Genomic DNA, 25,051 nt, shown 5'->3' with positions numbered 1-25,051 from the left:
CCTATTCGCGGCAGGCATACACCGCGCCGCCGACCGCCACCACCGATACCGCGGCCCCCGCGACGATCGCGGGCGAGGAGGCCATGGCCGCCGCCGCCCCGCCAATGGAGGACAGCGCGCCCGCGATATGGCCCTGCGATCCGCTGAGGATCACCGCGCCGGATCCGTCGGGCAGCGCCCGCGCGCCGTTGACCGCGCCCCTGGCCGCCGCGCCGGTGATGGCGACGGCCGCGTTCCTGGTCTGGTTCACGCGCTGGCAGACCGTCTTGGCGGGCGCCTCGCAGCGGCCATAGGCGTCGCGGCGTCCCAGGTCATAGCCGATGATCGAATCGCTGGCCTTGTCGTGGCGCAGGCAGAAGGGGCCGCGTTGCCGATCGGTCAGGTCCGGCGTCAGGCTGCGCAGCACGACATAGCTGGGGCAGGTGTCGCGGCCCCAGGAGGTGAACAGGATCTCGCGCCGGCTGAAATGGTCGCGCAGGCCCGGTTCGTCAGGGTCATAGGCCAGGGGCGCGTCCTGGCCGTTGATGCGGGCGGTGCAAAGGGTCGGCTCGGCCCGGGCGGCAAGGGGGGCGCAGATCAGGGCGGCAAGGAAAAGGGCGATGCGGGTCATGGTGGATGTCCGGGAGGTGATGCCGCGTCTGATAAGGGGACGGCGGGCGACGGCAACTCACATCCGCTTGTCCAGCCGGGAAAGCGGCACTTGTCCCGGGCGGGCGTTGCGTTTATACGCCCTGCCGGGTGCCGTCGGGCACCGATTCACGAAACACGACATGCCGTGTCCGCCCCGTTTTCGCTTCGGGGGCGCGTCCGGCTTAGGAGAAGCGACATGAAACTGCATGAAATCCGCGACAACGAAGGCGCGAACCGCAAGAAGAAGCGCGTGGCGCGCGGTCCCGGTTCGGGCAAGGGCAAGACCGCCGGCCGCGGCATCAAGGGCCAGTCCTCGCGTTCGGGCGTTGCGCTGAACGGCTATGAAGGCGGCCAGATGCCGCTGTACCGCCGCCTGCCCAAGCGCGGCTTCACGGCGCCGAACGCCAAGTCCTTCGCGGTGATCAACCTGGGCCAGCTCCAGAGCTTTATCGACGCGGGCAAGATCGACGCCAGCGCGGAAGTGACCGAGGATGCGCTGGTCGCCTCGGGCCTGGTGCGCCGCAAGCTGGACGGCGTCCGCCTGCTGGGCAAGGGCGAGCTGACCTCGGCCGTGACGATCCGCGTCACCGGCGCGTCGAAATCGGCGGTCGAGGCGGTCGAGAAGGCGGGCGGCAAGGTGACGCTGCCGGTCGTGGCCGCGGCGGCGGAATAAGCTGTTGATCGGGGCGTCCGCGCCCCATAGATAGCCCACAGGTTTTCCTGGCGCCGCCGGTCCCCGGAAACGGAGACGGCGGCGCTGTCATGACACGGGACGGACAAACATGGCGTCAGCCGCAGAACAGATGGCCGCGAACCTTTCATGGAGCGCATTCGGCAAGGCCACGGAACTTCGCCAGCGCATCTGGTTCACGATCGGTCTGCTGATCATCTACCGGCTGGGCACCTATATCCCGGTGCCGGGCATCGACGGCGCGGCGCTGCGCAACTTCATGGACCAGGCGCAGGCGGGGATCGGCGGCATCCTGTCGATGTTCACCGGCGGCGCGCTTGGCCGGATGGGCGTCTTCGCGCTTGGGATCATGCCCTATATCTCGGCCTCGATCATCGTGCAGTTGCTGACCTCGATGGTGCCGTCGCTGGAACAGCTGAAAAAGGAAGGCGAGCAGGGGCGCAAGAAGATCAACCAGTACACCCGCTACGGCACCGTGGCGCTGGCGCTGTTCCAGGCCTACGGCCTTGCGAAATCGCTGGAGGCGGGCGGCCTGGCGCATGATCCGGGCCTGTTCTTCCAGGCCTCCGTGGTGATCACGCTGGTGGGCGGCACCATGTTCCTGATGTGGCTGGGCGAGCAGATCACCGCCCGCGGCATCGGCAACGGCATCAGCCTGATCATCTTCGTGGGCATTGTGGCCGAAATCCCGGCGGCGCTGGCGAACTTCTTCGCCCAAGGCCGGTCGGGCGCGATCTCGACCCCGGTGATCCTGGGCGTGATCGTGATGGTCGTGGCCGTGATCGCCTTTGTGGTCTTCATGGAACGGGCGCTGCGCAAGATCCGCATCCAGTATCCCCGGCGCCAGGTCGGCATGAAGATCTATGACGGCCAGTCCTCGCACCTGCCGATCAAGGTCAACCCGGCGGGCGTGATCCCGGCGATCTTCGCATCCTCGCTGCTGCTCCTGCCGGTCACCATCTCGACCTTTTCGGGCAACCAGACGGGACCGGTCATGTCCACGATCCTGGCCTATTTCGGGCCGGGCCAGCCGCTGTATCTGATCTTCTTCGCGGGGATGATCGTCTTTTTCGCCTATTTCTATACCCACAATGTCAGCTTCAAGTCCGACGACGTGGCCGAGAACCTGAAGAACCAGGGCGGTTTCGTGCCCGGCATCCGTCCGGGCAAGCGGACCGAGGAATACCTGGACTATGTGGTCAACCGCGTGCTGGTGATCGGCGCGGCCTATCTGGCGGCGGTCTGCCTGCTGCCAGAGATCCTGCGCAGCCAGTGGTCGGTGCCGTTCTATTTCGGCGGAACCTCGGTCCTGATCGTGGTGTCGGTGACGATGGACACCATCAACCAGGTGCAAAGCCATCTTCTGGCCCATCAATACGAAGGCCTGATTGAGAAATCCCAGTTGCGTGGTAAACGCAAAGAGGGAAGCGCAAAGCCGCGTCGCGCGCCGTCGCGCCGCTAACGGTCCGACGGGCCGACGAGGGGGACAGACCGAAGATGACGATCAATATCATTCTGCTGGGGCCGCCCGGTGCCGGCAAGGGAACGCAGGCCCGCAAGCTGGTCGAGGACCGCGGACTGGTGCAGCTGTCCACCGGCGACATGCTGCGCGCCGCGCGGTCCTCGGGGACCGAGATGGGCAGGCGCGTGGCCGAGGTGATGGACCGGGGCCAGCTTGTCACCGATGAGATCGTCATCGGCCTGATCCGCGAAAAACTGTCCGAAGGCGGCAACGGCTTCATCTTCGACGGCTTTCCGCGCACGCTGGCCCAGGCCGACGCGCTTGGGCAATTGCTGGACGAAACCGGCATGGTGCTGGACGCCGTGATCGAGATGCAGGTGGACGACCAGGCCCTGGTCCGCCGCATCACCGGCCGCTACACCTGCGGCAACTGCGGCGAGGTGTATCACGACGAGACGAAGCCCACGGCCCGGCCCGGGGTTTGCGATGTCTGCGGATCGACCGACCTGCGCCGCCGGGCCGACGACAACGAGGACAGCCTGAAGACCCGGCTGCTGGAATACTACAAGAAAACCTCGCCGCTGATCGGCTATTACTATGCCAAGGGCAAGCTTGCGCCGGTGGACGGGCTGGCCGACATGGACCAGGTGGCGGCCCAGATCGAGCGTGTGCTGCCCGTGTCAAGCGAAATCGCCACGGGCACTTGACGGGGCAGCCGACCGCCTATAAGTCACGGCATCTCGCAAGAGAATCACCCCCGTTCGGCGGGTGGATCATTCATCGGCCCGAAGGCACGGCTTTCGGGCCTTACGTTGTGAAAAAAGGTTCCGGCGCTACGGAACCGCAACCGATAAAGGATAACGCGTGGCTCGTATTGCTGGCGTCAACATTCCGACCGGGAAACGCGTCCCGATCGCCCTGACCTATATCCACGGCATCGGCCCGATGTATGCCGAACAGATCTGCGAAGCCGTCGGCATCGACCGCGCGCGCCGCGTGAACGACCTGTCGGATGCCGAAGTGCTGCAAATCCGCGAATACATCGACGCGAACCTGACCGTCGAAGGCGACCTGCGCCGCGAAACCCAGATGAACATCAAGCGCATGATGGACCTGGGCTCGTATCGCGGTCTGCGCCACCGCCGCGGCCTGCCGGTCCGTGGCCAGCGCACCCATACCAATGCCCGCACCCGCAAAGGTCCGGCGAAGCCCATCGCCGGCAAGAAGAAATAAGGGGTAACGGATATGGCACGCGACAAAACCCGCATGAAGCGCAAGGAACGCAAGAACATCGCCACCGGCGTTGCGCATGTGAACTCCTCCTTCAACAACACCAAGATCCTGATTTCCGACGTGCAAGGCAACGCGATCTCGTGGTCGTCGGCCGGCACCATGGGCTTCAAGGGCTCGCGCAAGTCGACCCCCTATGCCGCGCAGATGGCCGCCGAAGACGCGGGCCGCAAGGCGCAGGAACACGGCGTCCGCACGCTGGAAGTCGAAGTCCAGGGTCCCGGTTCGGGCCGCGAATCGGCGCTGCGCGCGCTGGCCTCGGTCGGCTTCAACATCACCGCGATCCGCGACGTGACGCCGATCGCCCATAACGGCTGCCGCCCTCCGAAGCGCCGCCGCGTCTGATTTCAGATGACACTTGCCCGGACCGCGCGCCCATCGCGCGGTTCGGTCTTTACGTTTTCAACCTCGGGCGTTTCCGGCCAAGGACATGGGGCGGGGACAAGAATGGAGGCAAACGCATGATCCACAAGAATTGGGCCGAGCTGATCAAGCCGACGCAGCTGGTCGTCAAGCCGGGCGCGGATGCCACCCGCACCGCCACCCTGGTCGCCGAGCCGCTGGAGCGCGGCTTCGGCCTGACGCTGGGCAACGCCCTGCGCCGCGTGCTGCTGTCGTCCCTGCAAGGCGGGGCCATCACCTCGGTCCAGATCGACAACGTGCTGCATGAATTCAGCAGCGTCGCCGGCGTCCGCGAGGACGTGACCGACATCGTCCTGAACCTCAAGGGCGTGACGCTGAAGATGGACGTGGAAGGGCCCAAGCGCCTGACCCTGTCCGCCAAGGGCCCGGGCGAGGTCAAGGCCGGCGACATCCAGGAAACCGCCGGGATCACGGTGCTGAACCGCGATCACGTCATCTGCCACCTGGACGACGGCGCCGACCTGAACATGGAACTGACGGTGCAGACCGGCAAGGGCTATGTCGCCGCCGACAAGAACCGCCCCGAGGACGCGCCCATCGGCTTGATTCCGATCGACGCGATCTTCTCGCCCGTCAAGCGCGTCAGCTATGAGGTCACGCCGACCCGCGAAGGACAGGTGCTGGACTACGACAAGCTGACGATGAAGATCGAGACGGACGGATCGCTGACCCCGGAAGACGCCGTGGCCTATGCCGCGCGCATCGTCCAGGACCAGCTGTCGGTGTTCGTCAACTTCGACGAGCCGGAATCGGCCAACCGCCAGGACAACGACGAGGGTCTGGAATTCGATCCGCGCTTGCTGAAAAAGGTGGACGAGCTGGAACTGTCGGTGCGTTCGGCCAACTGCCTGAAGAACGACAACATCGTCTATATCGGCGATCTGATCCAGAAAACCGAAGCCGAAATGCTGCGGACCCCGAACTTCGGCCGCAAGTCGCTGAACGAGATCAAGGAAGTCCTGTCGGGCATGGGCCTGCACCTAGGCATGGATGTCGTGGACTGGCCGCCGGAAAACATCGAGGATCTGGCGAAACGGTTCGACGACCAGTTCTGAGTTTCGGCGGGGGCTCCGGCCCCCGTCCATCGGGCATCCCGCCCCAAGGAGAGCGGCCCGCACGCATGGGCCGCCGGACAAAGCAAAAAGACGTCAAAGGAGATCATCATGCGTCACGCCCGTGGCTATCGCCGCCTCAACCGCACCCACGAACACCGCAAGGCGCTGTTCGCCAACATGGCCGGATCCCTGATCGAGCACGAGCAGATCAAGACGACCCTGCCCAAGGCCAAGGAACTGCGCCCGATCATCGAGAAGCTGATCACGCTGGCCAAGCGCGGCGACCTGCACGCCCGCCGTCAGGCGGCCGCCCAGCTGAAGCAGGACGCGCACGTCGCCAAGCTGTTCGAGGTTCTGGGCGCCCGCTACAAGGACCGCCAGGGCGGCTATGCCCGCGTTCTGAAGGCCGGCTTCCGTTATGGCGACATGGCGCCGATGGCGATCATCGAGCTGGTCGACCGCGACACGTCAGCCAAAGGTGCCGCCGACCGCGCCCGCGTCGAGGCCGAAGCCGCCGAATAAGCGGCGCCAGGCCCCGAATCAAACGCCCCGCGGTTTTCAACCTGCGGGGCGTTTTTCGTGGTGCTGTGACAAATCGCGCATGTTTTGGGGGGGAAGCGCCAGCTTCAGCAAGGCCCAGGCGACATCGCTTTTTTCATCCGCTGTCAAGGGCATCGCCAGCAGTTGCTGGCGAAGGTCGGCTGGCAGCGCGGCAATTCCACTGGGTGGCCGCATCTGTGGGATCTCCCATCCCGTTAATGATATGGCAAGAAATATTCGTCACTACTAGATTGTACGTTGACGGTACTGAACGCAATTTGTCTAAAAAGTCATGTCATCACGCGCAGATATCAATGCAGGCTTGCGGAAACTGGGGAAACTTGCCCCGGCCGGCTACTTTGTCGGTCTGCACATCCGCTTCGCCGCCCCCCTGATGCAGTTCCAGACCTATGCCGAGGAATGGTCGGACTTTTATTCCCAGAACGGCTATGCACTGCGCGACCCGACGATTGCATGGGGTTTCTCGACAACCGGCGCCTGCCGCTGGTCCAACCTGCCGATCCCGGATCCGTTCAGCATTCTCAAGGAAGCAGCGAACCACGGCCTGACCTTCGGCCTGACGGTGTCCTGCGGCCCGATCAATTCACGCACCATCGCCAGCTTCGCGCGCGATGACCGCGAATTCACGGATGACGAGATCGCCGAGATCTCGACCACGGTACGTCGGCTTCACGATTCAACGGAGCCGCCGGCGAGCCTGACAAAGGCTCAAAAAGAGGCCCTTCGTTGTGTCGCGGAGGGCGATCGTCATGCGGCAGCGGCAGCCAAACTTGGCATCACCGAAAGCGCGTTCAAGGCAAGGCTGATTTCGGTCCGCGAAAGACTGAAGGCACGCACCACGGCCGAGGCGCTGCAAAGGGCCAAGGAATACCGTCTGCTCTAGGCCATCGCCCAGGGGAACCGTGATGTGGGGAAGGGTCGCCCTCGCACCCCAGGAGTTATGACCATGCAGACGACCACGCTTTCCTTTTCGAACCTTCACAACCACGGCGAACTGTTCGCCAAGCTGTTCCGCGCCCGCAAGCAGAGCTTCATCATCCAGAAGAACTGGGATCTGCCGGAAGCCGAGGACATGGAATTCGACCAGTACGACACGCCGCAAAGCCGCTGGATCGCCGTTCACGACAAGGGCGAGATCCTGGCGGGCTTCCGCCTGACGCCCACGACCGCGCGCTGCGGGATCTACAGCTACATGATCCGCGATGCGCAAAAGGGCATCCTGGGCGGGTCGATCCCGCAGGATCTGCTGGACGGCGAGGCGCCGGTCGATGAGCAGGTTTGGGAATGCTCGCGCGTGTTCGTCAGCCACGACATTCCGCAGATGTACCGCCGCAAGGTCCACTTCAAGATGGTCGAGGCGATGACCGGATCGGCCCGCGAACTGGGCGCCACCAGGCTGATCGCCCTGACCGGGGCCAGCTGGCCGCGCTGGTATGGCCGCTGCGGCCTTGACGCCGAGGCGATCGGCCGCGTCATGTGGATCGACGACGGCCATTTCCAATGCGTCGCGATCAACCTGGCGCCGAAGATGCACTGACGGCGGGGGCTGTTCGCGGCGATCGGACCGTCCTACATTGATGGCATCATGCCCGACCTGTTCGACGCCAGCCCCTTGTCCGATCCACCGCCAGCCCCGGCGGTGCGACCCTTGGCCGACCGCATCCGCCCCGTGCGCATGGGCGACGTGATCGGCCAGGACAAGGTGCTTGGCCCGGACGGGCCGTTGGGCTCGATGCTGGCGTCCCGCAGCCTGTCGTCCCTGATCCTGTGGGGTCCGCCGGGCGTCGGCAAGACCACCATCGCGCGGCTTCTGGCCGATGAAACCGACCTGGCCTTTGTGCAGATCAGCGCCATCTTTTCGGGCGTCCCCGAACTGCGCAAGGTCTTCGAGACCGCGAAGCTGCGCCGCCGGCAGGGGCGCGGCACGCTGCTGTTCGTGGACGAGATCCACCGCTTCAACAAGGCGCAGCAGGACAGCTTCCTGCCCCATATGGAGGACGGGACGATCCTTCTGGTCGGTGCGACGACCGAGAACCCGTCCTTCGAACTGAACGCCGCGCTGATGTCGCGGGCCCAGGTGATCGTGCTGGAACGCCTGTCCCTGCGCGACCTGGAACTGCTGGCGCAGCGCGCCGAACGCGAGCTGGGCCGCAAGCTGCCGCTGACGGCCGAGGCGCGGGATGCGCTGCTGGACATGGCCGACGGCGACGGCCGCGCCGCCCTCAACCTGATCGAGCAGGTGGCGGCGTGGAGGACGGATGCGCCGCTGGACCAGCCCGCGATGGCGCAACGGCTGATGCGGCGGGCCGCGAAATACGACAAAGGGGGGGACGAGCATTACAACCTGATCTCGGCCCTGCACAAATCGGTGCGCGGGTCCGATCCCGATGCGGCGCTGTACTGGCTGGCCCGGATGCTGGAAGGGGGCGAGGATCCGCGCTATCTCGCCCGCCGCATCACCCGCATGGCGGTCGAGGACATCGGCCTGGCCGATCCGGCGGCGCAGCGGCATTGCCTGGACGCCTGGGCGCTGTATGAACGCCTGGGTTCGCCCGAGGGCGAGCTGGCCCTGGCGCAGGCGGTGATCTATCTTGCGCTCGCCCCGAAATCGAACGCGGGCTATGTGGCCTACAAGGCCGCCCGGGCCGAGGCGCGGCGCACCGGCAGCCTGATGCCGCCCGCCCATATCCTGAACGCCCCCACGCAGATGATGAAGGACCAGGGCTATGGCGCGGGCTATGCCTATGACCACGACGCCGCCGACGGCTTTTCCGGCCAGAACTATTTCCCCGAGGGCATGAAGCGCCCGGTGCTTTACACCCCCGTGGAACGCGGCTTCGAACGGGAGCTGAAGAAGCGGCTGGACTGGTTCGTGTCGCAGCGGCTGAAGCGCGGCGGTTGACTTTGCCCCCCTGCCGCCACAGTTAGCCGCCATGATGAACCCATATCTTCAGGTCGCCATCGGCGGAGCCATCGGATCGGTGGCGCGCCTTGGCCTTTACCGCGCGATGCCCGCCCAGGGCTTTCCGCTGGCGACGTTCGCCGTCAATGTCGCGGGCAGCCTTGCCATGGGTCTGATGGCTGCGCTGCTGGCGCGGCAGGGCGGGGCCTGGGCGCCGCTGCTGCTGACCGGCATTCTTGGCGGCTTCACGACCTTTTCCGCCTTTTCGCTGGACGCGCTGACCTTGTGGGAACGCGGGCAGGGGGCGATGGCCGCGATCTATGTCGGGGGAACGGTGCTGCTGTCGCTTGCGGCGGTGTTTGTCGGCATGGCCGTCGGCCGGGGGATTTTCGCATGAGCGGCGTTCGGATCATCCGCGTGGGCGGGGACGAGGGCGAACAGCGCCTGGACCGCTGGCTGAAGAAGAAGTTTCCCCAGCTTGGCCAGATCGCCATCGAGAAGCTGTGCCGCACAGGGCAGATCCGCGTCGATGGCGGGCGGGTCAAGCCCGCGACCCGCATCGAGGCGGGCCAGGAGGTCCGCATCCCGCCGCTGCCCGATGCCGCCCCGGTTCCCGCGCGGGCCGGCCGCCCGCTGGGACCGCGCGTGTCCGACAGCGACGGGCAGATGATCCAGGCGGCGGTCCTGTGGAAGGACGAACATGTCATCGCGCTGAACAAGCCGCCGGGCCTGCCGTCGCAAGGCGGCAGCGGGCAGGGCGAGCGGCATGTGGACGGGCTGACCACCGCGCTGATGTTCGGCTACAAGGACCGGCCCAAGCTGGTGCATCGGCTGGACAAGGACACCTCGGGCGTGTTGCTGTTGGCGCGCACCGACCGCGTGGCCCGCGCCCTGTCCGAGGCCTTTCGGGCGCGGACCACGCGCAAGATATACTGGGCGGCCGTGGCGGGCGTGCCGCATCCCCGCATGGGCACGATCCGCTTCGGCCTGGTCAAGGGCGGCGGCGGGCGCGGCGACAACGAAAAGATGATCGCCGTCCACCCCCGCGACATCGACGCGACCGAAGGGGCCAAGCGCGCGACCACCGACTATGCCGTGCTGGACGCGCTTGGCACGCGGGCCAGCTGGTGCGCCCTGGTGCCGGTGACGGGCCGGACGCACCAGCTGCGCGCCCATATGGCCGAACTGGGCCATCCCATCGTCGGGGATGGGAAATACGGCGGCTCGGGTCAGGAAAACCTGGGCGACGGCTGGGGGGCGCAGCTGGGCGGGGAAATCAGCCGCAAGCTGCACCTCCATGCCCGCAGCCTGTCCTTCGACCATCCGATCACCAAGAAGCGCGTCACCCTGACCGCCCCCTTGCCGGAGCACATGGCGCGGACCTGGAAGACGCTGGGCTGGCACGAGAACGACGTGCCCGACGATCCCTTCGCGGATGCCGAATGAAGCTGGTCGTCTTTGACGTGGACGGCACGCTGGTGGACAGCCAGCACCATATCCACGGCGCCATGGCGGCCGCCTTCGAGGGCGCCGGGCTGGACCCCCTGCCCAGAGAGACCGTGTTGCAGATCGTCGGGTTGTCGCTGCCGGTTGCGGTGGCGCGGCTTGCCCCGGACCACGACGCCGCCATCCAGGCCCGCATCGTCGAGGGCTATCGCGCGGCCTTCATGCAGGCCCGGATGGTGCAGGCCGCGCCGCTTTATCCCGGCGCGGTGGAGTGCCTGGACAGTCTGGCCGCGCGCGACGACATCCTGCTGGCCCTTGCCACGGGCAAGTCGCGGCGCGGCGTTGCGGCGATGATCGAGGCGCATGGCCTGGGCGGCCGGTTCGTCAGCATGCAGACGGCGGACGATCACCCCTCGAAGCCCCATCCGGGGATGCTGCTGACGGCCCTTGCCGATGGGGGGGTGGACGCCAGCGACGCGGTGATGGTGGGCGACACCAGCTTCGACATGGAGATGGCGCGCGCCGCGGGGATGGCGGGCTTCGGCGTCGCCTGGGGCTATCACGCGCCCGCGGCACTGTGCGCCTCGGGCGCGGCCCTTGTGGCGGCGGATTTCATGGATTTGGGCCAGGCACTGGCAAGGTGGGCATCATGAGCGAATGGAAGGCGCGGCGGTTCTGGAAGGCGTCCCTGGTCCGGCCGGTGGGCGAGGAGTTCGAGGTGGCTTTGGACGACCGGCCCTTGCGCACGCCCGGCAAGCTGCCGCTGCTGCTGCCGACATCGGCCCTGGCGCAGGCCGTCGCGGCGGAATGGGACGCGCAGGCCGACGTGATCGACCCGCGCACCATGCCGCTGACCCGCGCCGCCAATTCGGCGGTGGAAAAGGTCGCTCCTCAGTTTGCCGGGGTGGCGGACATGCTTGCCGAATATGGCGGCACGGATCTGCTGTCCTATCGCGCCGACCAGCCGGCGGAACTGGCCCGCCGCCAGGCCGAAGCCTGGGATCCCCTGGTGGACTGGGCCGCAACCGATCTGCGGGCGCCCCTGCGCATCACCCATGGCGTCATTCCGGTGGACCAGGACGAGCAGTCGCTGGCACGGCTGCGTCGGCACCTTGCGGACCTGGACGTTTTCGGCCTGACGGCTTTGCACGATCTTGTGACCCTGCCCGGATCGCTGATCCTGGGGCTGGCGGTCGTGCGCGGCCGGATCGACGCGGAAACCGCCTTTCGCCTGTCCCGCATCGACGAGGATTTCCAGATCGAACGCTGGGGCCAGGACGACGAGGCGCGGGATGCCGCCGAAAGCCGCAAGGCGGCGATGCTGCTTGCCGAACGGCTTTGGCACCTGTCCCGCCGCGGTTGAAACTGCCCGGCCGCTAGGCTGCGCGCTTGACGCACCGGGAAGGATCGGCACTATGTTGCCTATGGGAAGCCCTGCCGGGGCTTTCGCAAGACAAGCCCGGGCGCCAAGGTCCGGGCGCCGTCCGCGGGATGCCCGCAAGGGCGGCACCAACAAAGGGGTAGACATGAAGACTTCGGTTTTTCTGGGCTCGGCCGCTGCCGTCACGCTGATGGCGGGGGCGGGCATGGCCGACACGCTGGCCGATGTGAAGGCGCGCGGTGAACTGAACTGCGGCGTCAACACGGGTCTCGTCGGCTTTGCGGCGCCGGATGCGAACGGCAACTGGACGGGCTTCGACGTCGATATCTGCAAGGCCGTCGCGGCCGCCGTTCTGGGCGACCCGGCCAAGGTGAAATACGTGCCCACCACCGGCCAGACGCGCTTCACGGCGCTGTCCTCGGGCGAGGTGGACGTCCTGGCCCGCAACTCGACCTGGACCTTCTCGCGCGACACCGACCTCAAGCTGGATTTCATCGGCGTCAACTATTATGACGGCCAGGGCTTCATGGTCCGCAAGGATCTGGGCGTGACCTCGGCCAAGGAACTGGACGGGGCGACCGTCTGCATCCAGACCGGCACCACCACGGAACTGAACCTGGCCGATTACTTCACGGCCAACAACATGGCCTACCAGCCGGTCAACATCGACAGCAATGCCGAGGGCGAGCAGCAATACATGGCGGGCGCCTGCGACGCCTACACCACCGACGCCTCCGGCCTGGCGGCGACCCGCGCGGCCTTCGCGGACCCCGAAAACCACATCATCCTGCCCGAGATCATCTCAAAGGAACCGCTGGGGCCGGCCGTGCGCCACGGCGACAACAACTGGGGCGACATCGTCCGCTGGACGCTTTACGCGCTGATCGCGGCCGAGGAATACGGCGTCACCTCGAAGAACATCGAGGAACTGACCAAATCCTCGCAGAACCCCGAGGTGCAGCGCCTTCTGGGCGTGACCGACGATCTGGGCGCGATGATCGGGCTGGACAAGGACTGGGCCAAGCGCGCCATTTCCGCCAGCGGCAACTATGGCGAGATCTTCGCGGCCAACATCGGCGAGCAGACCCCGATCGGCCTGGCCCGCGGCCTGAACGCCCAGTGGACGCAGGGCGGGCTGATGTACGCGATGCCCTTCCGCTGAGGCATCGCCGCGACGCTTGGGGGCGCGGATGCGCCCCCTTTGCATAACAAGACCGGGTGCCGCAAACGCCGCCAGAGCAAGGCACGACCGGCTGCAGGGGTAGAAGAATGACGGACGTTATGGCGTCGGCGAATCCGCCGTTTCGGCCAAGCATGCTGATCTATGATCGGCGCTATCGGTCGATGACCTTTCAGGTGATCGTGTTCATCCTGGTGATGGCGCTGGCCTGGTGGCTGGTCAACAACACCATCCGCAACCTTGCGGCCCTGGGCAAGGATTTCGACTTCGGCTTCTTGTGGCAGCGCGCGGGATACGACATCCCGCAGACGCCGATCCCCTATACCTCGAACGACACGCATCTGCGCGCAGCCGTCGTGGGCCTGCTGAACACGCTGATCGTGTCGATCCTGGGCTGCATCGCGGCAACGGTGGTGGGCATCGTCGCGGGCGTGGCGCGGCTGTCGAAGAACTGGCTGATCGCCCGGCTGATGACCGTTTATGTCGAGGCCTTCCGCAACGTTCCCCTGCTTTTGTGGATCCTGATCGTTTTTGCGATCTTCACCGAGGTCATGCCGCCGCCGAACGCCTTCCGGGGCGACAATCCCACGGCCAGCATGATCCTGTTCGACAACGTGGCGCTGACGAACCGCTACACCGCCATTCCCACCCTGGGGATGACCAACGACCCGGACAGCCTGGATCTGGGCGCGCGCATCACGATCAACTGGGCCACGCTGGCCTTCGTGGCGGTTCTGGTCGCAGGCTGGATCGTCCGGCGGATGATCGGTGCCTGGGCGCAGCGGATCCAGGACCAGACCGGCAGCCGCCCCACCACCTGGTGGATGAGCCTGGGGGTGATGACGGTGCCGTCCCTGCTGCTGATCTGGTATTTCGGCCTGCACCTGATCCCGCCGGAACTGCGCGGCTTCAACTTCACCGGCGGCATCAACGTCCAGAACGGGCTGGTCGCGCTGTGGCTGGCGCTGACGCTGTATACCGGGGCCTTTATTGCGGAAATCGTGCGCGCGGGGATCCTGGCCATCAGCCGCGGGCAGTCCGAGGCGGCCTTTGCCCTGGGCCTGCGCCCGGGCCGCACCATGAACCTGGTGATCCTGCCGCAGGCGCTGCGGGTGATCATCCCGCCGCTGATCTCGCAATACCTGAACCTGACCAAGAACAGCTCTCTGGCGATCGCCGTGGGCTACATGGACATCAAGGGCACGCTGGGCGGCACCACGCTGAACCAGACGGGGCGGGAACTGGAATCCATCGTGCTGATGATGGGGGTCTATCTGGTGCTCAGCCTGATCATTTCGGCGGGCATGAACCTGTTCAATTCCCGCGTCAAGCTGAAGGAGCGGTGAGATGAGCGACACCCACGCCCAGACCGTTTCCTTTGTGCGCGACACCATGCTGCCGCCCGCCGATCCCCCCGTGCGCGAGGCCGGGGCCGTGCGCTGGCTGCGGGAAAACCTGTTCTCGGGGCCGCTGAACACGGTTCTGACGATCCTGGGAATAATGATCGTCTGGTTTCTGGTCAGCCATTTCTGGGACTGGTTCGCCCATTCGGTCTGGAACGCGGACAGCCTGGCCGACTGCCGCCGGATCATCGCGGAAACCTGGGGCGAAGGCGCGCGCGGCGCCTGCTGGGCGGTGATCCGGGAACGCTGGAACCAATACGTTTACGGCTTCTATCCGGCGGAACTCTACTGGCGCCCGACCATGGCCTTCGGCCTGCTGTTCGTGGCTCTGGCGCCGGTGTTGTTCTCGGAAGCGCCGGGGATCCGGCGCGTGGTCCTGGTTCTGACCACCGTGCTGACGCTGGCGCTGATGGTGGCGCTTGGCGCCCCCGCCGCCTGGCTGGTCTTTGCCGCCGTCGTGCTGGTCGGCGCGATCCTGGTGTCCGAGCGCCATCCGGCCTGGCTGCTGGTGTTTTCGGTCCTTTACCCGCTGATGGGCGTCTGGTTTCTGTGGGGCGGCTCGGCCTGGGGGCCGATCATGGTTCTGGCCGGGCCGGTGCTGGGCTGGATCGCCTGGCGCCTGCTTGTTCCCGTTTCCGGCATGGTGGCGGTTGTCGCGGCCCTGGTTGTGCCGCTGGTCTGGTGGATCGTCCTGGCCGGAGAGGCCGCGCGGGACGCGGAAAGCATCGTCTCGCTGTCGATCCCGGCGGTGGATTCCGACCGCTTCGGGGGCTTTCTGCTGTCGATCACCATCGGCGTGTCGGGCATCGCCATGTCGCTTCCCCTGGGGATCGTGCTGGCCCTGGCGCGGCGGTCGGACATGTTCCTGGTCAAGACGCTGGCGGTGATCTTCATCGAGTTCATCCGGGGCGTGCCGCTGATCGCGCTGCTGTTCGTGGCGTCCCTGCTGCTGAACTATTTCCTGCCGCCGGGCACCACCTTCGACATCATCCTGCGCGTGATCATCATGGTCACGCTGTTTTCCGCCGCCTACATGGCCGAGGTGATCCGGGGCGGTCTGGCCGCCCTGCCGCGCGGGCAATACGAGGCGGCGGATGCCCTGGGCCTGGACTACTGGAAGGCGCAGCGGCTGATCGTGCTGCCGCAGGCCTTGAAGATCTCGATCCCCGGCATCGTGTCCACCTTTATCGGCATGTTCAAGGACACCACGCTTGTGACCTTTGTGGGCCTTTACGATCCGCTGAAATCCATGTCCGACGCGGTACGGGCCTCCACAAGCTGGAAGGGCATCTACTGGGAGCCCTACATCTTCGTCGGCTTCATCTTCTTTCTGATCTGCTTCGGCATGTCGCGATATTCGATGTATCTCGAACGCCGCCTGGCACGCGATCACAGGTAAGGACCACCGCGCATGAGCGACAACCCCACCCGCCCCATCAACCGCAGCCAGATGCGGGTCAGCGACGAGGTCGCGATCGACATCCGCAACATGAACAAGTGGTACGGCACCTTTCACGTCCTGCGCGACATCGACCTGACCGTCCACCGGGGCGAGCGGATCGTGATCGCCGGGCCTTCGGGTTCGGGCAAGTCCACGCTGATCCGCTGCATCAACCGGCTTGAGGAGCATCAGTCCGGCCACATCGTCGTGGACGGGATCGAACTGACCAACGACATCAAGAACATCGACAAGGTTCGCTCCGAAGTCGGCATGGTGTTCCAGCACTTCAACCTGTTCCCGCATCTGACGGTGCTGGAAAACTGCACGCTGGCTCCGATCTGGGTGCGCAAGGTGCCGAAAAAGCAGGCCGAGGCGACGGCCATGAAATACCTGGAAAAGGTCAAGATCCCCGACCAGGCGCACAAGTACCCGGGCCAGTTGTCGGGTGGCCAGCAGCAGCGCGTGGCGATTGCCCGGTCGCTGTGCATGCAGCCCAAGATCATGCTGTTCGACGAACCCACCTCGGCGCTGGACCCCGAGATGATCAAGGAGGTTCTGGACACGATGATCGAGCTGGCCGAGGAAGGCATGACCATGATCTGCGTCACGCACGAGATGGGCTTTGCCCAGGCCGTGGCCAACCGCGTGATCTTCATGGACCAGGGCCAGATCGTCGAGCAGAACGAGCCCCAAGAATTCTTCAACAACCCCCGGTCGGAACGGACCAAGCTGTTCCTGAGCCAGATCCTGGGACACTAGGCAACAAGGCCGGGGGTTTCACACCCCCGGTCCCCCGTGGGATATTTGCGCGAAGATGAAGGCCTAGTGCCGCCCGTCGAGGCGGACGAAATCCATCACGCTGCCCTGGCCGGGCTCGATCTGCGACCAGGTGTCCACTTGGAAGTCGACCACCAGGGTGGCGCCGGTCGGGTAGCGGCGGAAGTCGGGGTCGTGCGGCAGGCGCGCGGGCAGCAGCGCCGCCAATTCGGAAATGCCGGGGTTGTGGCCCAGCATCATCACCGTCGGATAGGTGGCGGTTTTCAGGATCGTCAGCATCTTTTCGGGGCTTGCCTGATAAAGGCCCGGCTCGATCCTGATCACGGGGCGCACCTCCAGCGGCGCACCCGCGACCATGGCCCAGGTTTCCTGCGTGCGCGCCGCCGAGGAGCACAGGACCTCCTCGGGCTCGTAGCCGCGCGAGGCCATCCAGTCGCCAAGCGCCCGGGCCGAGCGGCGGCCGCGGTCGTTCAGCGGACGGTCGTGATCGGCCAGTGCCGGATCATCCCAGGCCGACTTGGCATGGCGCGTCAGGATCAGCCGTCGGTGTCCAAGCGGTGTCATGTGCAGGCAGCCCCCGTTGCAAGCCGATGTGAACGCAGCCTGCCATTCCCCCGCGCCTTCGGCAAGGCGATGCGTGGCATTACAGCGACGCGTCGCCCTGGCGCAGTCCGCGCGGCCGGGTGGAGGGCGGGGTGGACCGGATCAGGCTGCCCGCGCCGTGTTCGGTGAACAGTTCCAGAAGGCTGGCATTGGGAACGCGCCCGTCCAGGATCACCACCGCGCGCACCCCGTCTTGCAGCGCCTTGAGAGCGGTTTCCGTCTTGGGGATCATGCCGCCCGCGATGGTGCCGTCCGCGATCATCTCGCGCACCTGATCGGGGTGGAGCTGGGTCAGAACCTCGCCGTTCTTGTTCTTGACGCCGGCCACGTCGGTCAACAGCAGCAGCCGGTCGGCGCGCAGGGCGCCCGCGATGGCGCCGGCGGCGGTGTCGCCGTTGACGTTGAAGGTCTCGTTGTCGTTCATGCCGGTGGCGACGGGGGCGATGACCGGGATCATGCCCGCCTTGTAAAGGTCGCGGATGATCTGGACGTTCATCTCGACCGGGCGGCCGACAAAGCCCAGTTCGGGATCGTCCGCCTCGCAGACCATCAGGTCGTCGTCCTTGCCGCTGATGCCCACGGCGCGTCCGCCCGCGTCGTTGATGGCCTGGACGATGCGCTTGTTGACCAGGCCGGACAGCACCATCTCGACCACTTCCACGGTTTCCTTGGTGGTGACGCGCTTGCCGCGCACGAAGGTGCTTTCGATGCCCAGCCTGGCCAGCAGGTCGTTGATCATCGGGCCGCCGCCGTGGCACACGACCGGGTTCATGCCGACCTGCTTCATCAGCACCATGTCGCGGGCGAATTCCGCCATGGCCTCGTCGTCGCCCATGGCGTTGCCGCCGAACTTCACGACGACCACCGCGCCGGAATAGCGTTGCAGATAGGGAAGGGCTTCGGAAAGGGTGCGAGCGGTGGCGGTCCAGTCCCGGTTCATGTTCTGCTTTCTCATCCTTGGCCCCTTGTCGACGCGGGGGACCCTAGGGCGCATCGGCGGATCAGTCCAGACGCGTTTAGTCCAGCCCGGCGATGATCGCGCGCAAGGTCGCGATGCCCTGGCCCTTGTCCGAGGAGGTGACGACGATCTGCGGAAAGGCGGCAGGATGTTTCTGCAATTCCGCCTCGACCTGGGCGATCACGGGCTGGATGGCGTTCGGCCCCAGCTTGTCGGCCTTGGTCAGCACCGCCTGGAAGGGAACGGCGGACTTGTCCAGAAGGGTCATGATCTCGTGGTCCACCGGCTTCACGCCGTGGCGCGAATCGATCAGGCAGAAGGCGCGGCGCAGGGTCGGGCGGCCCGCCAGATAGGATTTCAGCAAGGCCTGCCATTTGGCGACAACCGCGACCGGGGCCTTGGCAAAGCCGTAGCCGGGCAGGTCCACCAGATAGCTGCGCTCGCCCAGGGTGAAATAGTTGATTTCCTGCGTGCGGCCCGGCGTGTTGGACGCCCGCGCGATGCCCTTGCGGCCGGTCAGCGCATTGATCAGGCTGGACTTTCCGACATTGCTACGGCCCGCGAAGCAGACCTCGGGGCGGTCGGCGGGGGGCAGGCCGTCCATGGCGACGACCCCTTTCAGGAATTCGACGGGACCGGCGAACAGCAGGCGCGCGGCCTCGGCGGCGTCGGCGTCCGGTTCGGGGGCGACGGGAAAGGCGACCTTCATGCCGTCACCTCGTCGCCCAGGGCGATCCCGCCGCCGGTGACGACCTCGGCGAAGATGCCGAAATCGGTATGGCCGTAAAGGCGGTCCAGCGTCGCCAGCATGTCGATGTCCCGTTCTCCGGTGTCGGTGTTGGCGCTGGTTGCGTCGCAGCGGCCCACATGACCGGTGACGCGCAGCTCCACGTCGCCGATGCGGATGATCTGGCCGATCAGCTCGCGTTCGGCCCAAGGGGTCCAGCCGTCCACCCACAGGTTCCCCCGCCAGCGGTGGATGCCCAGGGACCGGCCCGCGCGGGCTTCCAGATCGGCCAGGCTCGCCAGCGACAGGAGAGAGATCCAGGGCCATTTCTGGTCGGTCCAGATCGCGGCGCCCCGCACCAGCCGCGTGGGCGCCGGGGCATCCGCAGGCCAAAGCGGGCGCAGCCAGTCGACCAGCCGGTCGCCCTGGGTCTCGGGGTCGATCACCAGGTCGGCCCGGGTCGGCTGACGCAGCACCAGACGCCCATCCGACCAGCCGCCGCTGATCGCCTGGATCCGCGGCGACTGGACGCCGCGCACGAAGCAGGACTTGGGCAGCCAGCGGTCGGGTTCGCCGCCCGTCTGGCTGGCCTGGGCGTTCCGCTCGCCCGCCTCGGTCAGCACCGCCCATTCGCGGTCGCCCGGCAGGCGGCGGGCAGGGGCCAGCGTCACGCGGTCCAGCCCCTCGCCGCCGACCGACTTGATCGGATGGCGGCGGATATGGGCCAGGGTTGCCGTCACTTGCTGTCCTTGCGTGGCCGCGAGGGCAGCGAGGACTTGATGTTGCCGAACAGGTCGGGCCGATGGCCGTGCATCGACATGATCGTGTATTGCTGGACGCAGGTGATCAGGTTGTTCGTGATCCAGTAGAGCACCAGGCCCGAGGCGAATCCGCCCAGCATGAACATGAAGATCCACGGCATCCAGGCAAAGATCATCTTCTGCGCCGGATCGGCCGGGGCCGGATTCAGGCGCTGCTGGATCCACATGCTGATGCCCAGCACGATCGCCAGCGCGGGCAGCGACAGCGAATGCAGCAGCGTGCCTTGCGCGGGCGGCGCGAAGGGCAGCAGCCCGAACAGGTTCAGAAGCGAGGACGGATCGGGCGCGGCAAGGTCGCGGATCCAGCCGACCCAGGGGGCGTGGCGCAATTCGATGGTGACGAAGATCACCTTGTAGAGCGCGAAGAAGATCGGGATTTGCAGCAGCACGGGCAGGCAGCCCGCGGCGGGGTTCACCTTTTCGCGCTTGTAAAGCTCCATCATCTCTTTCTGGAACTTCATGCGGTCGTCGCCGGTGCGCTCCTTCAGCGCCTCCATCTGCGGCTGCAACTCCTTCATCTTGGCCATCGAGATGTAGGATTTGCGCGCCAGCGGGAAGACCAGGGTCTTGAGGATGAAAGTCAGCGCGATGATCGACCAGCCCATGTTGCCGATCATGCCGTTCAGCCAGTGCAGCAGGCGGAAGATGGGCTTGGTCAGGAAATAGAACCAGCCCCAGTCGATCGAATCGACGAACCGCTGGATGCCGGGGTTTTCCTGATAGGCGTTGATGGTTTCCCAGACCTTCGCGCCCGCGAACAGGTAGCTGTCGGCATTGACCTGGGTGCCCGGCTGGACGGTCTGCATCGGATAGCGGGCTTCTGTCTGGAAGATGCCCGCGCCTTCGGCATACTTCACGACCGAGGTGAAGGCCTGGCCCGGCGCCGGGGCCAGGGTCGTCATCCAGTACTTGTCGGTGAAGCCGATCCAGCCGTTGCTGGCGACCTCGGTCACTTCGGCCCGGCCCTCGCGGGCAACGGGATCCAGTTCGGCGATGTTGTCGTATTTCAGCTCCAGCAGCTTGCCGTCGTTCATGCCGACCGCGCCTTCGTGCAGCACAAAGAAGTTCTGCGTATCGGGGCGGCCGTGGCGGGCGATGATGCCGTAGGGCGCGGCGGTGAAGGCCGCGTCGCCGTTGTTCTGCAAGGCATGGCTGACGGTGAACAGATAGTTCTCATCGACCGAGAAGGTCCGGCGGAAGATCTGGCCCGCGCCGTTGTTCCAGGCCAGCGTGACGGGCTGGCCGGGGGCCAGGACATCGCCCGATTCCACCGTCCACACCGTCGAGGGGTTGGGCACCAGGGCCGGATCGACGCCGGGTCCGGGGGTCCAGCCATAGACGGCATAATAGGGCTTTGCCTCGCCCGTCTGGATGGCGTCGGTTGCGGTGGCGGACGAAGGCGACAGCAGGCGGACGTTGGGCGAGCCCTCGTCCAGCGTTTCGCGGTATCTGGTCAGCAGCAGGTCGTCGATGCGTCCGCCGGCCAGAGAGATCGACCCCGACAGCGAGGGCGTCCGGATCTGGACGCGGCCCGCCTGGGGCGCGGCGGCGTCGGCGGGCGCGGCGGCCAGGTCGGCGGGCAGGGTGCTGCTTTCGGGGTTCGCCAGCGGCACGTCCTGGGTCCGGGTTTCGACCGCGACCGGCTGATCGGTCGCAGGGGCGGGCGGCTCGGGCGCGAAGACCGTGTACCAAACCAGGATCACCAGGAACGACAGCACCGTCGCCAGGATCAGATTGCGGTTGTTGTCTTCCATGCCGTCACCAAGCCTTTGCGCGCGTCAGTCGCGCCGCTTCAACAGAAGGGGCGCTTAAAGGTCAAGCGGATTTGGCCGGGGGCCAGCCTCCGCGCGGGTTCGCAGGCGCCTATCGAAGGCGCGGGATGTCGTCCACGGGTGCCGCGGCGTTCTCTGGGAACAGCGCGGCAAAGTCGAACAGCGTCGGATCCAGCAGATGCGAGGGGCGCGCGTTCATCAGCGCGCGGAACATCACCTGGCGGCGGCCCGGCGTGCGCGCCTCCCATTCGTCCAGCAGGCGTTTCACCTGGACGCGCTGCAAGCCTTCCTGACTGCCGCACAGGCCGCAGGGGATGATCGGATAATCCATCGCGCGGGAAAACCGCTCGCAATCGGCCTCGGCCACATAGGCCAGCGGGCGCAGGACAAGAAGGTCGCCGTCCTCGTTCAGCAGCTTGGGCGGCATGGTCGCCAGCCTGCCGCCGTGGAACAGGTTCATGAAGAAGGTTTCCAGGATGTCGTCGCGGTGATGGCCCAGAACGACGGCGGAACAGCCTTCCTCGCGCGCGATGCGGTACAGGTTCCCCCGGCGCAGGCGCGAACACAGCGAACACATCGTGCCGCCCGGCGCGATCTTGTCGGTGACGATGGAATAGGTGTCCTGGTATTCGATCCGGTGCGCCACGCCGCGTTCCGTCAGGAACCGGGGCAGCACGGTGGCCGGAAAGTTCGGCTGGCCCTGGTCCAGGTTGCAGGCCAGCAGGTCCACCGGCAGCAGCCCGCGCCATTTCAGCTCGTGCAGAACGGCCAGAAGGGTATAGCTGTCCTTGCCGCCCGACAGGCAGACCAGCCAGCGATCGCCGGGCCGGATCATGCCGTAATTCTCGATGGCGGCGCGGGTTTCGCGGACCAGCCGTTTGCGCAGCTTGCGGAACTCGGTCGAGGAGGGCGCGCCCGCGAACAGCGGGTGGATCTCGGCCGACTCGTCAGTGTCGTCCAGCATGGGACTGCCTTTCGTGGTCAGGATCGGAACCCGGCACCGGATCATAGCCCGCGCCGCCCCAGGGATGACAGCGCCCGATGCGGCGCGCGGCCAGCCAGGCGCCGCGCAGGGCGCCGTGGCGGGACAGCGCCTCCAGCGCATAGGCCGAGCAGGTCGGCTGGAAGCGGCAGCCATGGCCCACCCAGGGCGAGGCCACCAGCCGATAAGCCCGTACCGGCATCGCCAGCAGATGGGCCAGCGGGCTCATGGATGGATCTTCCGCAGCGCGTGGGCCAGATCGCGGCAAAGATCGGCGAAGTCGCGGCTGACCGTCGCGTCGGGGCGCCCGACCAGCACGTAATCCCAGCCTGGCCGTGCGCCTTGCGGCAGATGCAGCCGGGCGACCTCTCGCAACCGCCGCTTGGCGCGGTTGCGCGCCACCGCGTTGCCGATCTTCTTGGAACAGGTGAAACCCACGCGGAACGGGCCGTTGTCGCCCCTGTCGCGGGCTTGCAGCAGGAAACCGGGTGTGCCCTGCCGCAGCGCGCGCGAGGCGGCCAGGAAATCGGCGCGCTTGGCGATCACCGGCGGCATGGACATGCGAAATGCCGCCGTGCCGTCATCCTGTGGTCGCGCGGGGGCAACGGGATGGGGCAGGGGCGGCATGGCGAAAGCCTTTGGACCGGCGGGGCTGGCCCGCCGCAAAGGAATCAGGCCGACAGGCGCTTGCGGCCCTTGGCGCGGCGGCGGTTCAGCACCAGCTGGCCGCCTTTGGTCGCCATGCGGGCGCGAAAGCCGTGACGGCGCGCACGAACGAGGTTCGAAGGTTGAAAGGTGCGCTTCATGGTCAGTCTCCGGGATCGTGTCTGCGGGTGGCGGCGTGGCAGCGGCGGAACGGCAAATTCCGCCCTGCGCGCGAACGCGCCGGTTGTTCGAAGCCCGCTGGATAGATCACGCGGCCCCTGCCGTCAACCGCATAAGGCATGGCCCGTGACACATTGTCCTTTTCCTTGCGGGCAGGAACCGGCTCATGATCACATTCGTTTGATGTGCAAACCGGGGCCGCCGGGCCGAAACACGCGTATTCGACGCGACGACAATCAAGAATCCATGCGACTGAATACGATCACTGGCCGATTCGCCGCGCTGACGATCATCTTCGTGATGTTGGCCGAATTGTTCATCCTGCTGCCGGCATTGGCCAGCTTTCGGCTGGACTACCTCGAGTCGCGGCTGGAACGGGCGCAGATCGCCAGCCTTGCCTTGCTTGCGACCGACGAATCGCTGGCCAGCGACCTGGAATCGGAACTGTTGCAGAATGCCGGGGTGTTCAACGTCGTTTTGCGCCGCGACGACATCCGCCAGCTTGTCCTGTCCTCGCCCATTCCCGGCCCCGTCGCCCAGACCTACGACCTGCGCGAGGACGGCGTGGTCAAAAGCATCGACGACGCGCTGGGCACGCTGTTCAACCGCCGGAACGAGGTGATCCGCGTTATCGGCGCCCCCGTCAACCGGGCGGGCCAGCTGATCGAGATCACCATGGAAACCGCGCCCCTGCGCGCGGCGATGATCGAATTCGGCTTCCGCCTGCTGTTGTTGTCGGCGGCCTTCTCGATCCTGACGGCGATCCTGCTGAACCTGGCCGTGCAGCGGCTGGTGCTGGTGCCGATCCGGCGCGTGATCAGCCACATGGTGTCCTATGCCGAGGCCCCCGAGGATCCGCGCCACATCATCACCCCCGATGCCCGGCTGACGGAATTGCGCGCGGCCGAAACCGCGATGGAATCGATGCAGAAGACCGTCACCTCGTCGCTGAAGCAGCGCGAACGGATGGCGCAGCTGGGCGAGGCGGTGGCCAAGATCAGCCACGACCTGCGCAACATCCTGACCACCGCGCAAATCTTCGCCGACCGGCTGGAGGACAGCGGCGACCCCAAGGTCCGGCGGGCGGCGCCAAAGCTCGTCAACTCGATCAGCCGGGCCGTGAACCTGTGCGAAACCACCCTGGCCTTCGGCAAGGCCGAGGAGCCCGCCCCCACGCTGTCGCGCTTTCCCCTGGCGCAGCTTGCCGCCGAGGTGATCGAGGCCGAATCCCTGGCCAGCCCCGCAGCCCAGGTCGATTTCCTGATGGACATCCCGCCCACGCTGAGCATCCGCGCGGACCGGGACCAGCTTTACAGGGTGCTGGCGAACCTGACGCGCAACGCCCGGCAGGCCATCGAGGGCACCGGCCAGCCCGGCACGGTCGAGATCGGCGCGGGCGAAACGGACAACGATTGGTGGATCCGGGTGGGCGATACCGGCCCCGGCCTGCCGGAAAAGGCGCGGGAATACCTGTTCAAGCCCTTTTCAGGCAGCGTTCGCAAGGGCGGCACCGGCCTGGGGCTGACCATCGCGGCCGATCTGGTCCGCGGCCATGGCGGGCGGCTGGATCTGGTGCGCAGCGATGCCGATGGCAGCGAATTCATGATCCATATCCCGCGCGACATGGCGATCTTGCCGGTGCGGCAGGCGGTGGGGTCGCGATAAAAACGGGACGGGAGGCGTTTTTTGCGAAACCCCTCTTGCATCCCCCGGAGCGGGGG

The 25,051-nt window shown here is 66.3% G+C and carries 30 protein-coding genes; 19 read left to right on the top strand and 11 right to left on the bottom strand.

The window, feature by feature from the left end:
• Window position 1: 1 nt before the first annotated feature.
• Window positions 2-610, bottom strand: coding sequence for a hypothetical protein (locus ACFOM8_RS11125; protein ID WP_377761423.1), 609 nt, complete (start codon window positions 608-610; stop codon window positions 2-4).
• A gap of 216 nt (window positions 611-826) precedes the next feature.
• Between ACFOM8_RS11125 and rplO the strand changes: the two genes are divergently transcribed.
• The 7 genes from rplO (at window position 827) to rplQ (ending at window position 6,073) form a co-directional block, all read left to right on the top strand.
• The gene (rplO, locus tag ACFOM8_RS11120) at window positions 827-1,303 is read left to right on the top strand and encodes a 50S ribosomal protein L15 (RefSeq protein WP_377761422.1); all 477 of its coding nucleotides are present in this window, start codon (window positions 827-829) and stop codon (window positions 1,301-1,303) included.
• A gap of 109 nt (window positions 1,304-1,412) precedes the next feature.
• On the top strand, window positions 1,413-2,783 hold the full coding sequence (secY, locus tag ACFOM8_RS11115) for a preprotein translocase subunit SecY (RefSeq protein ID WP_377761421.1): 1,371 nt from the start codon (window positions 1,413-1,415) through the stop codon (window positions 2,781-2,783).
• Window positions 2,784-2,818: 35 nt separating this feature from the next.
• On the top strand, window positions 2,819-3,490 hold the full coding sequence (locus tag ACFOM8_RS11110) for an adenylate kinase (protein ID WP_377761420.1): 672 nt from the start codon (window positions 2,819-2,821) through the stop codon (window positions 3,488-3,490).
• A 157-nt stretch (window positions 3,491-3,647) separates the two neighbouring features.
• Entirely contained in the window at window positions 3,648-4,016 is a 369-nt protein-coding gene (gene rpsM, locus ACFOM8_RS11105) for a 30S ribosomal protein S13 (protein WP_103173012.1), read from the top strand.
• A 12-nt stretch (window positions 4,017-4,028) separates the two neighbouring features.
• The gene (rpsK, locus tag ACFOM8_RS11100) at window positions 4,029-4,418 is read left to right on the top strand and encodes a 30S ribosomal protein S11 (RefSeq protein WP_089386342.1); all 390 of its coding nucleotides are present in this window, start codon (window positions 4,029-4,031) and stop codon (window positions 4,416-4,418) included.
• A gap of 116 nt (window positions 4,419-4,534) precedes the next feature.
• Window positions 4,535-5,551, top strand: coding sequence for a DNA-directed RNA polymerase subunit alpha (locus ACFOM8_RS11095; RefSeq protein ID WP_377761419.1), 1,017 nt, complete (start codon window positions 4,535-4,537; stop codon window positions 5,549-5,551).
• A gap of 108 nt (window positions 5,552-5,659) precedes the next feature.
• Window positions 5,660-6,073, top strand: a complete 414-nt coding sequence (gene rplQ / locus ACFOM8_RS11090) for a 50S ribosomal protein L17 (RefSeq protein WP_377761418.1) — start codon at window positions 5,660-5,662, stop codon at window positions 6,071-6,073.
• 36 nt (window positions 6,074-6,109) lie between these two features.
• Here rplQ and ACFOM8_RS11085 read toward each other — a convergent pair whose 3' ends face one another.
• On the bottom strand, window positions 6,110-6,286 hold the full coding sequence (locus ACFOM8_RS11085) for a hypothetical protein (RefSeq protein WP_377761417.1): 177 nt from the start codon (window positions 6,284-6,286) through the stop codon (window positions 6,110-6,112).
• Window positions 6,287-6,383: 97 nt separating this feature from the next.
• Here ACFOM8_RS11085 and ACFOM8_RS11080 point away from each other — a divergent pair, with 97 nt between their 5' ends.
• From ACFOM8_RS11080 to ACFOM8_RS11030, 11 genes are all read left to right on the top strand, one after another.
• Entirely contained in the window at window positions 6,384-6,995 is a 612-nt protein-coding gene (locus ACFOM8_RS11080) for a helix-turn-helix transcriptional regulator (RefSeq protein ID WP_377761416.1), read from the top strand.
• Window positions 6,996-7,058: 63 nt separating this feature from the next.
• Window positions 7,059-7,649, top strand: coding sequence for an acyl-homoserine-lactone synthase (locus ACFOM8_RS11075; RefSeq protein WP_377761470.1), 591 nt, complete (start codon window positions 7,059-7,061; stop codon window positions 7,647-7,649).
• Between the two features lie 48 nt (window positions 7,650-7,697).
• Window positions 7,698-9,014: a replication-associated recombination protein A gene (locus tag ACFOM8_RS11070; RefSeq protein ID WP_377761415.1), complete on the top strand. Its 1,317-nt coding sequence runs from the start codon at window positions 7,698-7,700 to the stop codon at window positions 9,012-9,014.
• A gap of 31 nt (window positions 9,015-9,045) precedes the next feature.
• Window positions 9,046-9,411: a fluoride efflux transporter FluC gene (locus ACFOM8_RS11065; RefSeq protein ID WP_377761414.1), complete on the top strand. Its 366-nt coding sequence runs from the start codon at window positions 9,046-9,048 to the stop codon at window positions 9,409-9,411.
• Window positions 9,408-10,460 (top strand): RluA family pseudouridine synthase, encoded by a 1,053-nt coding sequence (locus tag ACFOM8_RS11060; RefSeq protein ID WP_377761413.1) that lies wholly within the window; start codon window positions 9,408-9,410, stop codon window positions 10,458-10,460. The genes ACFOM8_RS11065 and ACFOM8_RS11060 overlap by 4 nt, the downstream gene beginning before the upstream one ends.
• Window positions 10,457-11,113 (top strand): HAD-IA family hydrolase, encoded by a 657-nt coding sequence (locus ACFOM8_RS11055; RefSeq protein WP_377761412.1) that lies wholly within the window; start codon window positions 10,457-10,459, stop codon window positions 11,111-11,113. The genes ACFOM8_RS11060 and ACFOM8_RS11055 overlap by 4 nt, the downstream gene beginning before the upstream one ends.
• Complete coding sequence (locus ACFOM8_RS11050) at window positions 11,110-11,823, top strand: ATP12 family chaperone protein (RefSeq protein ID WP_377761411.1); 714 nt, start codon at window positions 11,110-11,112, stop codon at window positions 11,821-11,823. The genes ACFOM8_RS11055 and ACFOM8_RS11050 overlap by 4 nt, the downstream gene beginning before the upstream one ends.
• A gap of 163 nt (window positions 11,824-11,986) precedes the next feature.
• The gene (locus tag ACFOM8_RS11045; protein ID WP_377761410.1) at window positions 11,987-13,003 is read left to right on the top strand and encodes an amino acid ABC transporter substrate-binding protein; all 1,017 of its coding nucleotides are present in this window, start codon (window positions 11,987-11,989) and stop codon (window positions 13,001-13,003) included.
• Between the two features lie 107 nt (window positions 13,004-13,110).
• Window positions 13,111-14,367, top strand: a complete 1,257-nt coding sequence (locus ACFOM8_RS11040; RefSeq protein ID WP_377761409.1) for an amino acid ABC transporter permease — start codon at window positions 13,111-13,113, stop codon at window positions 14,365-14,367.
• A 1-nt stretch (window position 14,368) separates the two neighbouring features.
• Window positions 14,369-15,823: an amino acid ABC transporter permease gene (locus ACFOM8_RS11035; RefSeq protein ID WP_377761408.1), complete on the top strand. Its 1,455-nt coding sequence runs from the start codon at window positions 14,369-14,371 to the stop codon at window positions 15,821-15,823.
• Window positions 15,824-15,835: 12 nt separating this feature from the next.
• Window positions 15,836-16,624, top strand: coding sequence for an amino acid ABC transporter ATP-binding protein (locus ACFOM8_RS11030; RefSeq protein WP_377761407.1), 789 nt, complete (start codon window positions 15,836-15,838; stop codon window positions 16,622-16,624).
• A 63-nt stretch (window positions 16,625-16,687) separates the two neighbouring features.
• Here ACFOM8_RS11030 and ACFOM8_RS11025 read toward each other — a convergent pair whose 3' ends face one another.
• The 9 genes from ACFOM8_RS11025 to rpmH form a co-directional block, all read right to left on the bottom strand.
• A complete protein-coding gene (locus tag ACFOM8_RS11025) occupies window positions 16,688-17,206 on the bottom strand; it encodes a SixA phosphatase family protein (protein WP_377761406.1) in 519 nt (172 codons plus the stop codon).
• 79 nt (window positions 17,207-17,285) lie between these two features.
• The gene (argB, locus tag ACFOM8_RS11020) at window positions 17,286-18,185 is read right to left on the bottom strand and encodes an acetylglutamate kinase (RefSeq protein ID WP_377761469.1); all 900 of its coding nucleotides are present in this window, start codon (window positions 18,183-18,185) and stop codon (window positions 17,286-17,288) included.
• Window positions 18,186-18,261: 76 nt separating this feature from the next.
• Entirely contained in the window at window positions 18,262-18,912 is a 651-nt protein-coding gene (yihA, locus tag ACFOM8_RS11015; protein WP_377761405.1) for a ribosome biogenesis GTP-binding protein YihA/YsxC, read from the bottom strand.
• The gene (locus ACFOM8_RS11010) at window positions 18,909-19,670 is read right to left on the bottom strand and encodes an MOSC domain-containing protein (RefSeq protein ID WP_377761404.1); all 762 of its coding nucleotides are present in this window, start codon (window positions 19,668-19,670) and stop codon (window positions 18,909-18,911) included. The genes yihA and ACFOM8_RS11010 overlap by 4 nt, the downstream gene beginning before the upstream one ends.
• Window positions 19,667-21,505, bottom strand: coding sequence for a membrane protein insertase YidC (yidC, locus tag ACFOM8_RS11005; RefSeq protein WP_377761403.1), 1,839 nt, complete (start codon window positions 21,503-21,505; stop codon window positions 19,667-19,669). Before yidC ends, ACFOM8_RS11010 begins: the two co-directional genes overlap by 4 nt.
• Window positions 21,506-21,614: 109 nt before the next feature.
• Entirely contained in the window at window positions 21,615-22,487 is an 873-nt protein-coding gene (ttcA, locus tag ACFOM8_RS11000) for a tRNA 2-thiocytidine(32) synthetase TtcA (protein WP_377761402.1), read from the bottom strand.
• Complete coding sequence (gene yidD / locus ACFOM8_RS10995) at window positions 22,471-22,734, bottom strand: membrane protein insertion efficiency factor YidD (protein ID WP_377761401.1); 264 nt, start codon at window positions 22,732-22,734, stop codon at window positions 22,471-22,473. The genes ttcA and yidD overlap by 17 nt, the downstream gene beginning before the upstream one ends.
• Complete coding sequence (gene rnpA, locus ACFOM8_RS10990; protein WP_377761400.1) at window positions 22,731-23,132, bottom strand: ribonuclease P protein component; 402 nt, start codon at window positions 23,130-23,132, stop codon at window positions 22,731-22,733. The genes yidD and rnpA overlap by 4 nt, the downstream gene beginning before the upstream one ends.
• 44 nt (window positions 23,133-23,176) lie before the next feature.
• Window positions 23,177-23,311, bottom strand: a complete 135-nt coding sequence (gene rpmH / locus ACFOM8_RS10985) for a 50S ribosomal protein L34 (RefSeq protein WP_089386361.1) — start codon at window positions 23,309-23,311, stop codon at window positions 23,177-23,179.
• 265 nt (window positions 23,312-23,576) lie between these two features.
• On the opposite strand from rpmH, the gene ACFOM8_RS10980 reads away from it, so the two are divergent.
• On the top strand, window positions 23,577-24,995 hold the full coding sequence (locus ACFOM8_RS10980; RefSeq protein WP_377761399.1) for a sensor histidine kinase: 1,419 nt from the start codon (window positions 23,577-23,579) through the stop codon (window positions 24,993-24,995).
• Window positions 24,996-25,051: the final 56 nt, after the last annotated feature.

It is taken from the genome of Paracoccus angustae (assembly GCF_042648745.1).
Classification (GTDB): Bacteria; Pseudomonadota; Alphaproteobacteria; order Rhodobacterales; family Rhodobacteraceae; genus Paracoccus; species Paracoccus angustae.
The sequence above is the reverse complement of the archived record's forward strand: the minus strand, read 5'-3'. Positions and strand labels throughout refer to the sequence as shown.

What these genes read in the sequence shown, in the direction of transcription:
- ACFOM8_RS11095 (WP_377761419.1), top strand. Translation starts at nt 4,535, where the DNA reads ATGATCCACAAGAATTGGGCCGAGCTGATCAAGCCGACGCAGCTGGTC.
- ACFOM8_RS11060 (WP_377761413.1), top strand. Translation starts at nt 9,408, where the DNA reads ATGAGCGGCGTTCGGATCATCCGCGTGGGCGGGGACGAGGGCGAACAG.
- ACFOM8_RS11025 (WP_377761406.1), bottom strand. Translation starts at nt 17,206, where the DNA reads ATGACACCGCTTGGACACCGACGGCTGATCCTGACGCGCCATGCCAAG.
- secY (WP_377761421.1), top strand. Translation starts at nt 1,413, where the DNA reads ATGGCGTCAGCCGCAGAACAGATGGCCGCGAACCTTTCATGGAGCGCA.
- ACFOM8_RS11085 (WP_377761417.1), bottom strand. Translation starts at nt 6,286, where the DNA reads ATGCGGCCACCCAGTGGAATTGCCGCGCTGCCAGCCGACCTTCGCCAG.
- ACFOM8_RS11030 (WP_377761407.1), top strand. Translation starts at nt 15,836, where the DNA reads ATGAGCGACAACCCCACCCGCCCCATCAACCGCAGCCAGATGCGGGTC.
- rpsK (WP_089386342.1), top strand. Translation starts at nt 4,029, where the DNA reads ATGGCACGCGACAAAACCCGCATGAAGCGCAAGGAACGCAAGAACATC.
- ACFOM8_RS11065 (WP_377761414.1), top strand. Translation starts at nt 9,046, where the DNA reads ATGATGAACCCATATCTTCAGGTCGCCATCGGCGGAGCCATCGGATCG.
- yihA (WP_377761405.1), bottom strand. Translation starts at nt 18,912, where the DNA reads ATGAAGGTCGCCTTTCCCGTCGCCCCCGAACCGGACGCCGACGCCGCC.
- yidD (WP_377761401.1), bottom strand. Translation starts at nt 22,734, where the DNA reads ATGAGCCCGCTGGCCCATCTGCTGGCGATGCCGGTACGGGCTTATCGG.
- ACFOM8_RS11075 (WP_377761470.1), top strand. Translation starts at nt 7,059, where the DNA reads ATGCAGACGACCACGCTTTCCTTTTCGAACCTTCACAACCACGGCGAA.
- ACFOM8_RS11055 (WP_377761412.1), top strand. Translation starts at nt 10,457, where the DNA reads ATGAAGCTGGTCGTCTTTGACGTGGACGGCACGCTGGTGGACAGCCAG.
- ACFOM8_RS11080 (WP_377761416.1), top strand. Translation starts at nt 6,384, where the DNA reads ATGTCATCACGCGCAGATATCAATGCAGGCTTGCGGAAACTGGGGAAA.
- ACFOM8_RS11070 (WP_377761415.1), top strand. Translation starts at nt 7,698, where the DNA reads ATGCCCGACCTGTTCGACGCCAGCCCCTTGTCCGATCCACCGCCAGCC.
- ACFOM8_RS10980 (WP_377761399.1), top strand. Translation starts at nt 23,577, where the DNA reads ATGCGACTGAATACGATCACTGGCCGATTCGCCGCGCTGACGATCATC.
- rnpA (WP_377761400.1), bottom strand. Translation starts at nt 23,132, where the DNA reads ATGCCGCCCCTGCCCCATCCCGTTGCCCCCGCGCGACCACAGGATGAC.
- ACFOM8_RS11125 (WP_377761423.1), bottom strand. Translation starts at nt 610, where the DNA reads ATGACCCGCATCGCCCTTTTCCTTGCCGCCCTGATCTGCGCCCCCCTT.
- ACFOM8_RS11050 (WP_377761411.1), top strand. Translation starts at nt 11,110, where the DNA reads ATGAGCGAATGGAAGGCGCGGCGGTTCTGGAAGGCGTCCCTGGTCCGG.
- ACFOM8_RS11035 (WP_377761408.1), top strand. Translation starts at nt 14,369, where the DNA reads ATGAGCGACACCCACGCCCAGACCGTTTCCTTTGTGCGCGACACCATG.
- rplO (WP_377761422.1), top strand. Translation starts at nt 827, where the DNA reads ATGAAACTGCATGAAATCCGCGACAACGAAGGCGCGAACCGCAAGAAG.
- ACFOM8_RS11110 (WP_377761420.1), top strand. Translation starts at nt 2,819, where the DNA reads ATGACGATCAATATCATTCTGCTGGGGCCGCCCGGTGCCGGCAAGGGA.
- ACFOM8_RS11045 (WP_377761410.1), top strand. Translation starts at nt 11,987, where the DNA reads ATGAAGACTTCGGTTTTTCTGGGCTCGGCCGCTGCCGTCACGCTGATG.
- rpmH (WP_089386361.1), bottom strand. Translation starts at nt 23,311, where the DNA reads ATGAAGCGCACCTTTCAACCTTCGAACCTCGTTCGTGCGCGCCGTCAC.
- argB (WP_377761469.1), bottom strand. Translation starts at nt 18,185, where the DNA reads ATGAACCGGGACTGGACCGCCACCGCTCGCACCCTTTCCGAAGCCCTT.
- yidC (WP_377761403.1), bottom strand. Translation starts at nt 21,505, where the DNA reads ATGGAAGACAACAACCGCAATCTGATCCTGGCGACGGTGCTGTCGTTC.
- ttcA (WP_377761402.1), bottom strand. Translation starts at nt 22,487, where the DNA reads ATGCTGGACGACACTGACGAGTCGGCCGAGATCCACCCGCTGTTCGCG.
- rplQ (WP_377761418.1), top strand. Translation starts at nt 5,660, where the DNA reads ATGCGTCACGCCCGTGGCTATCGCCGCCTCAACCGCACCCACGAACAC.
- ACFOM8_RS11040 (WP_377761409.1), top strand. Translation starts at nt 13,111, where the DNA reads ATGACGGACGTTATGGCGTCGGCGAATCCGCCGTTTCGGCCAAGCATG.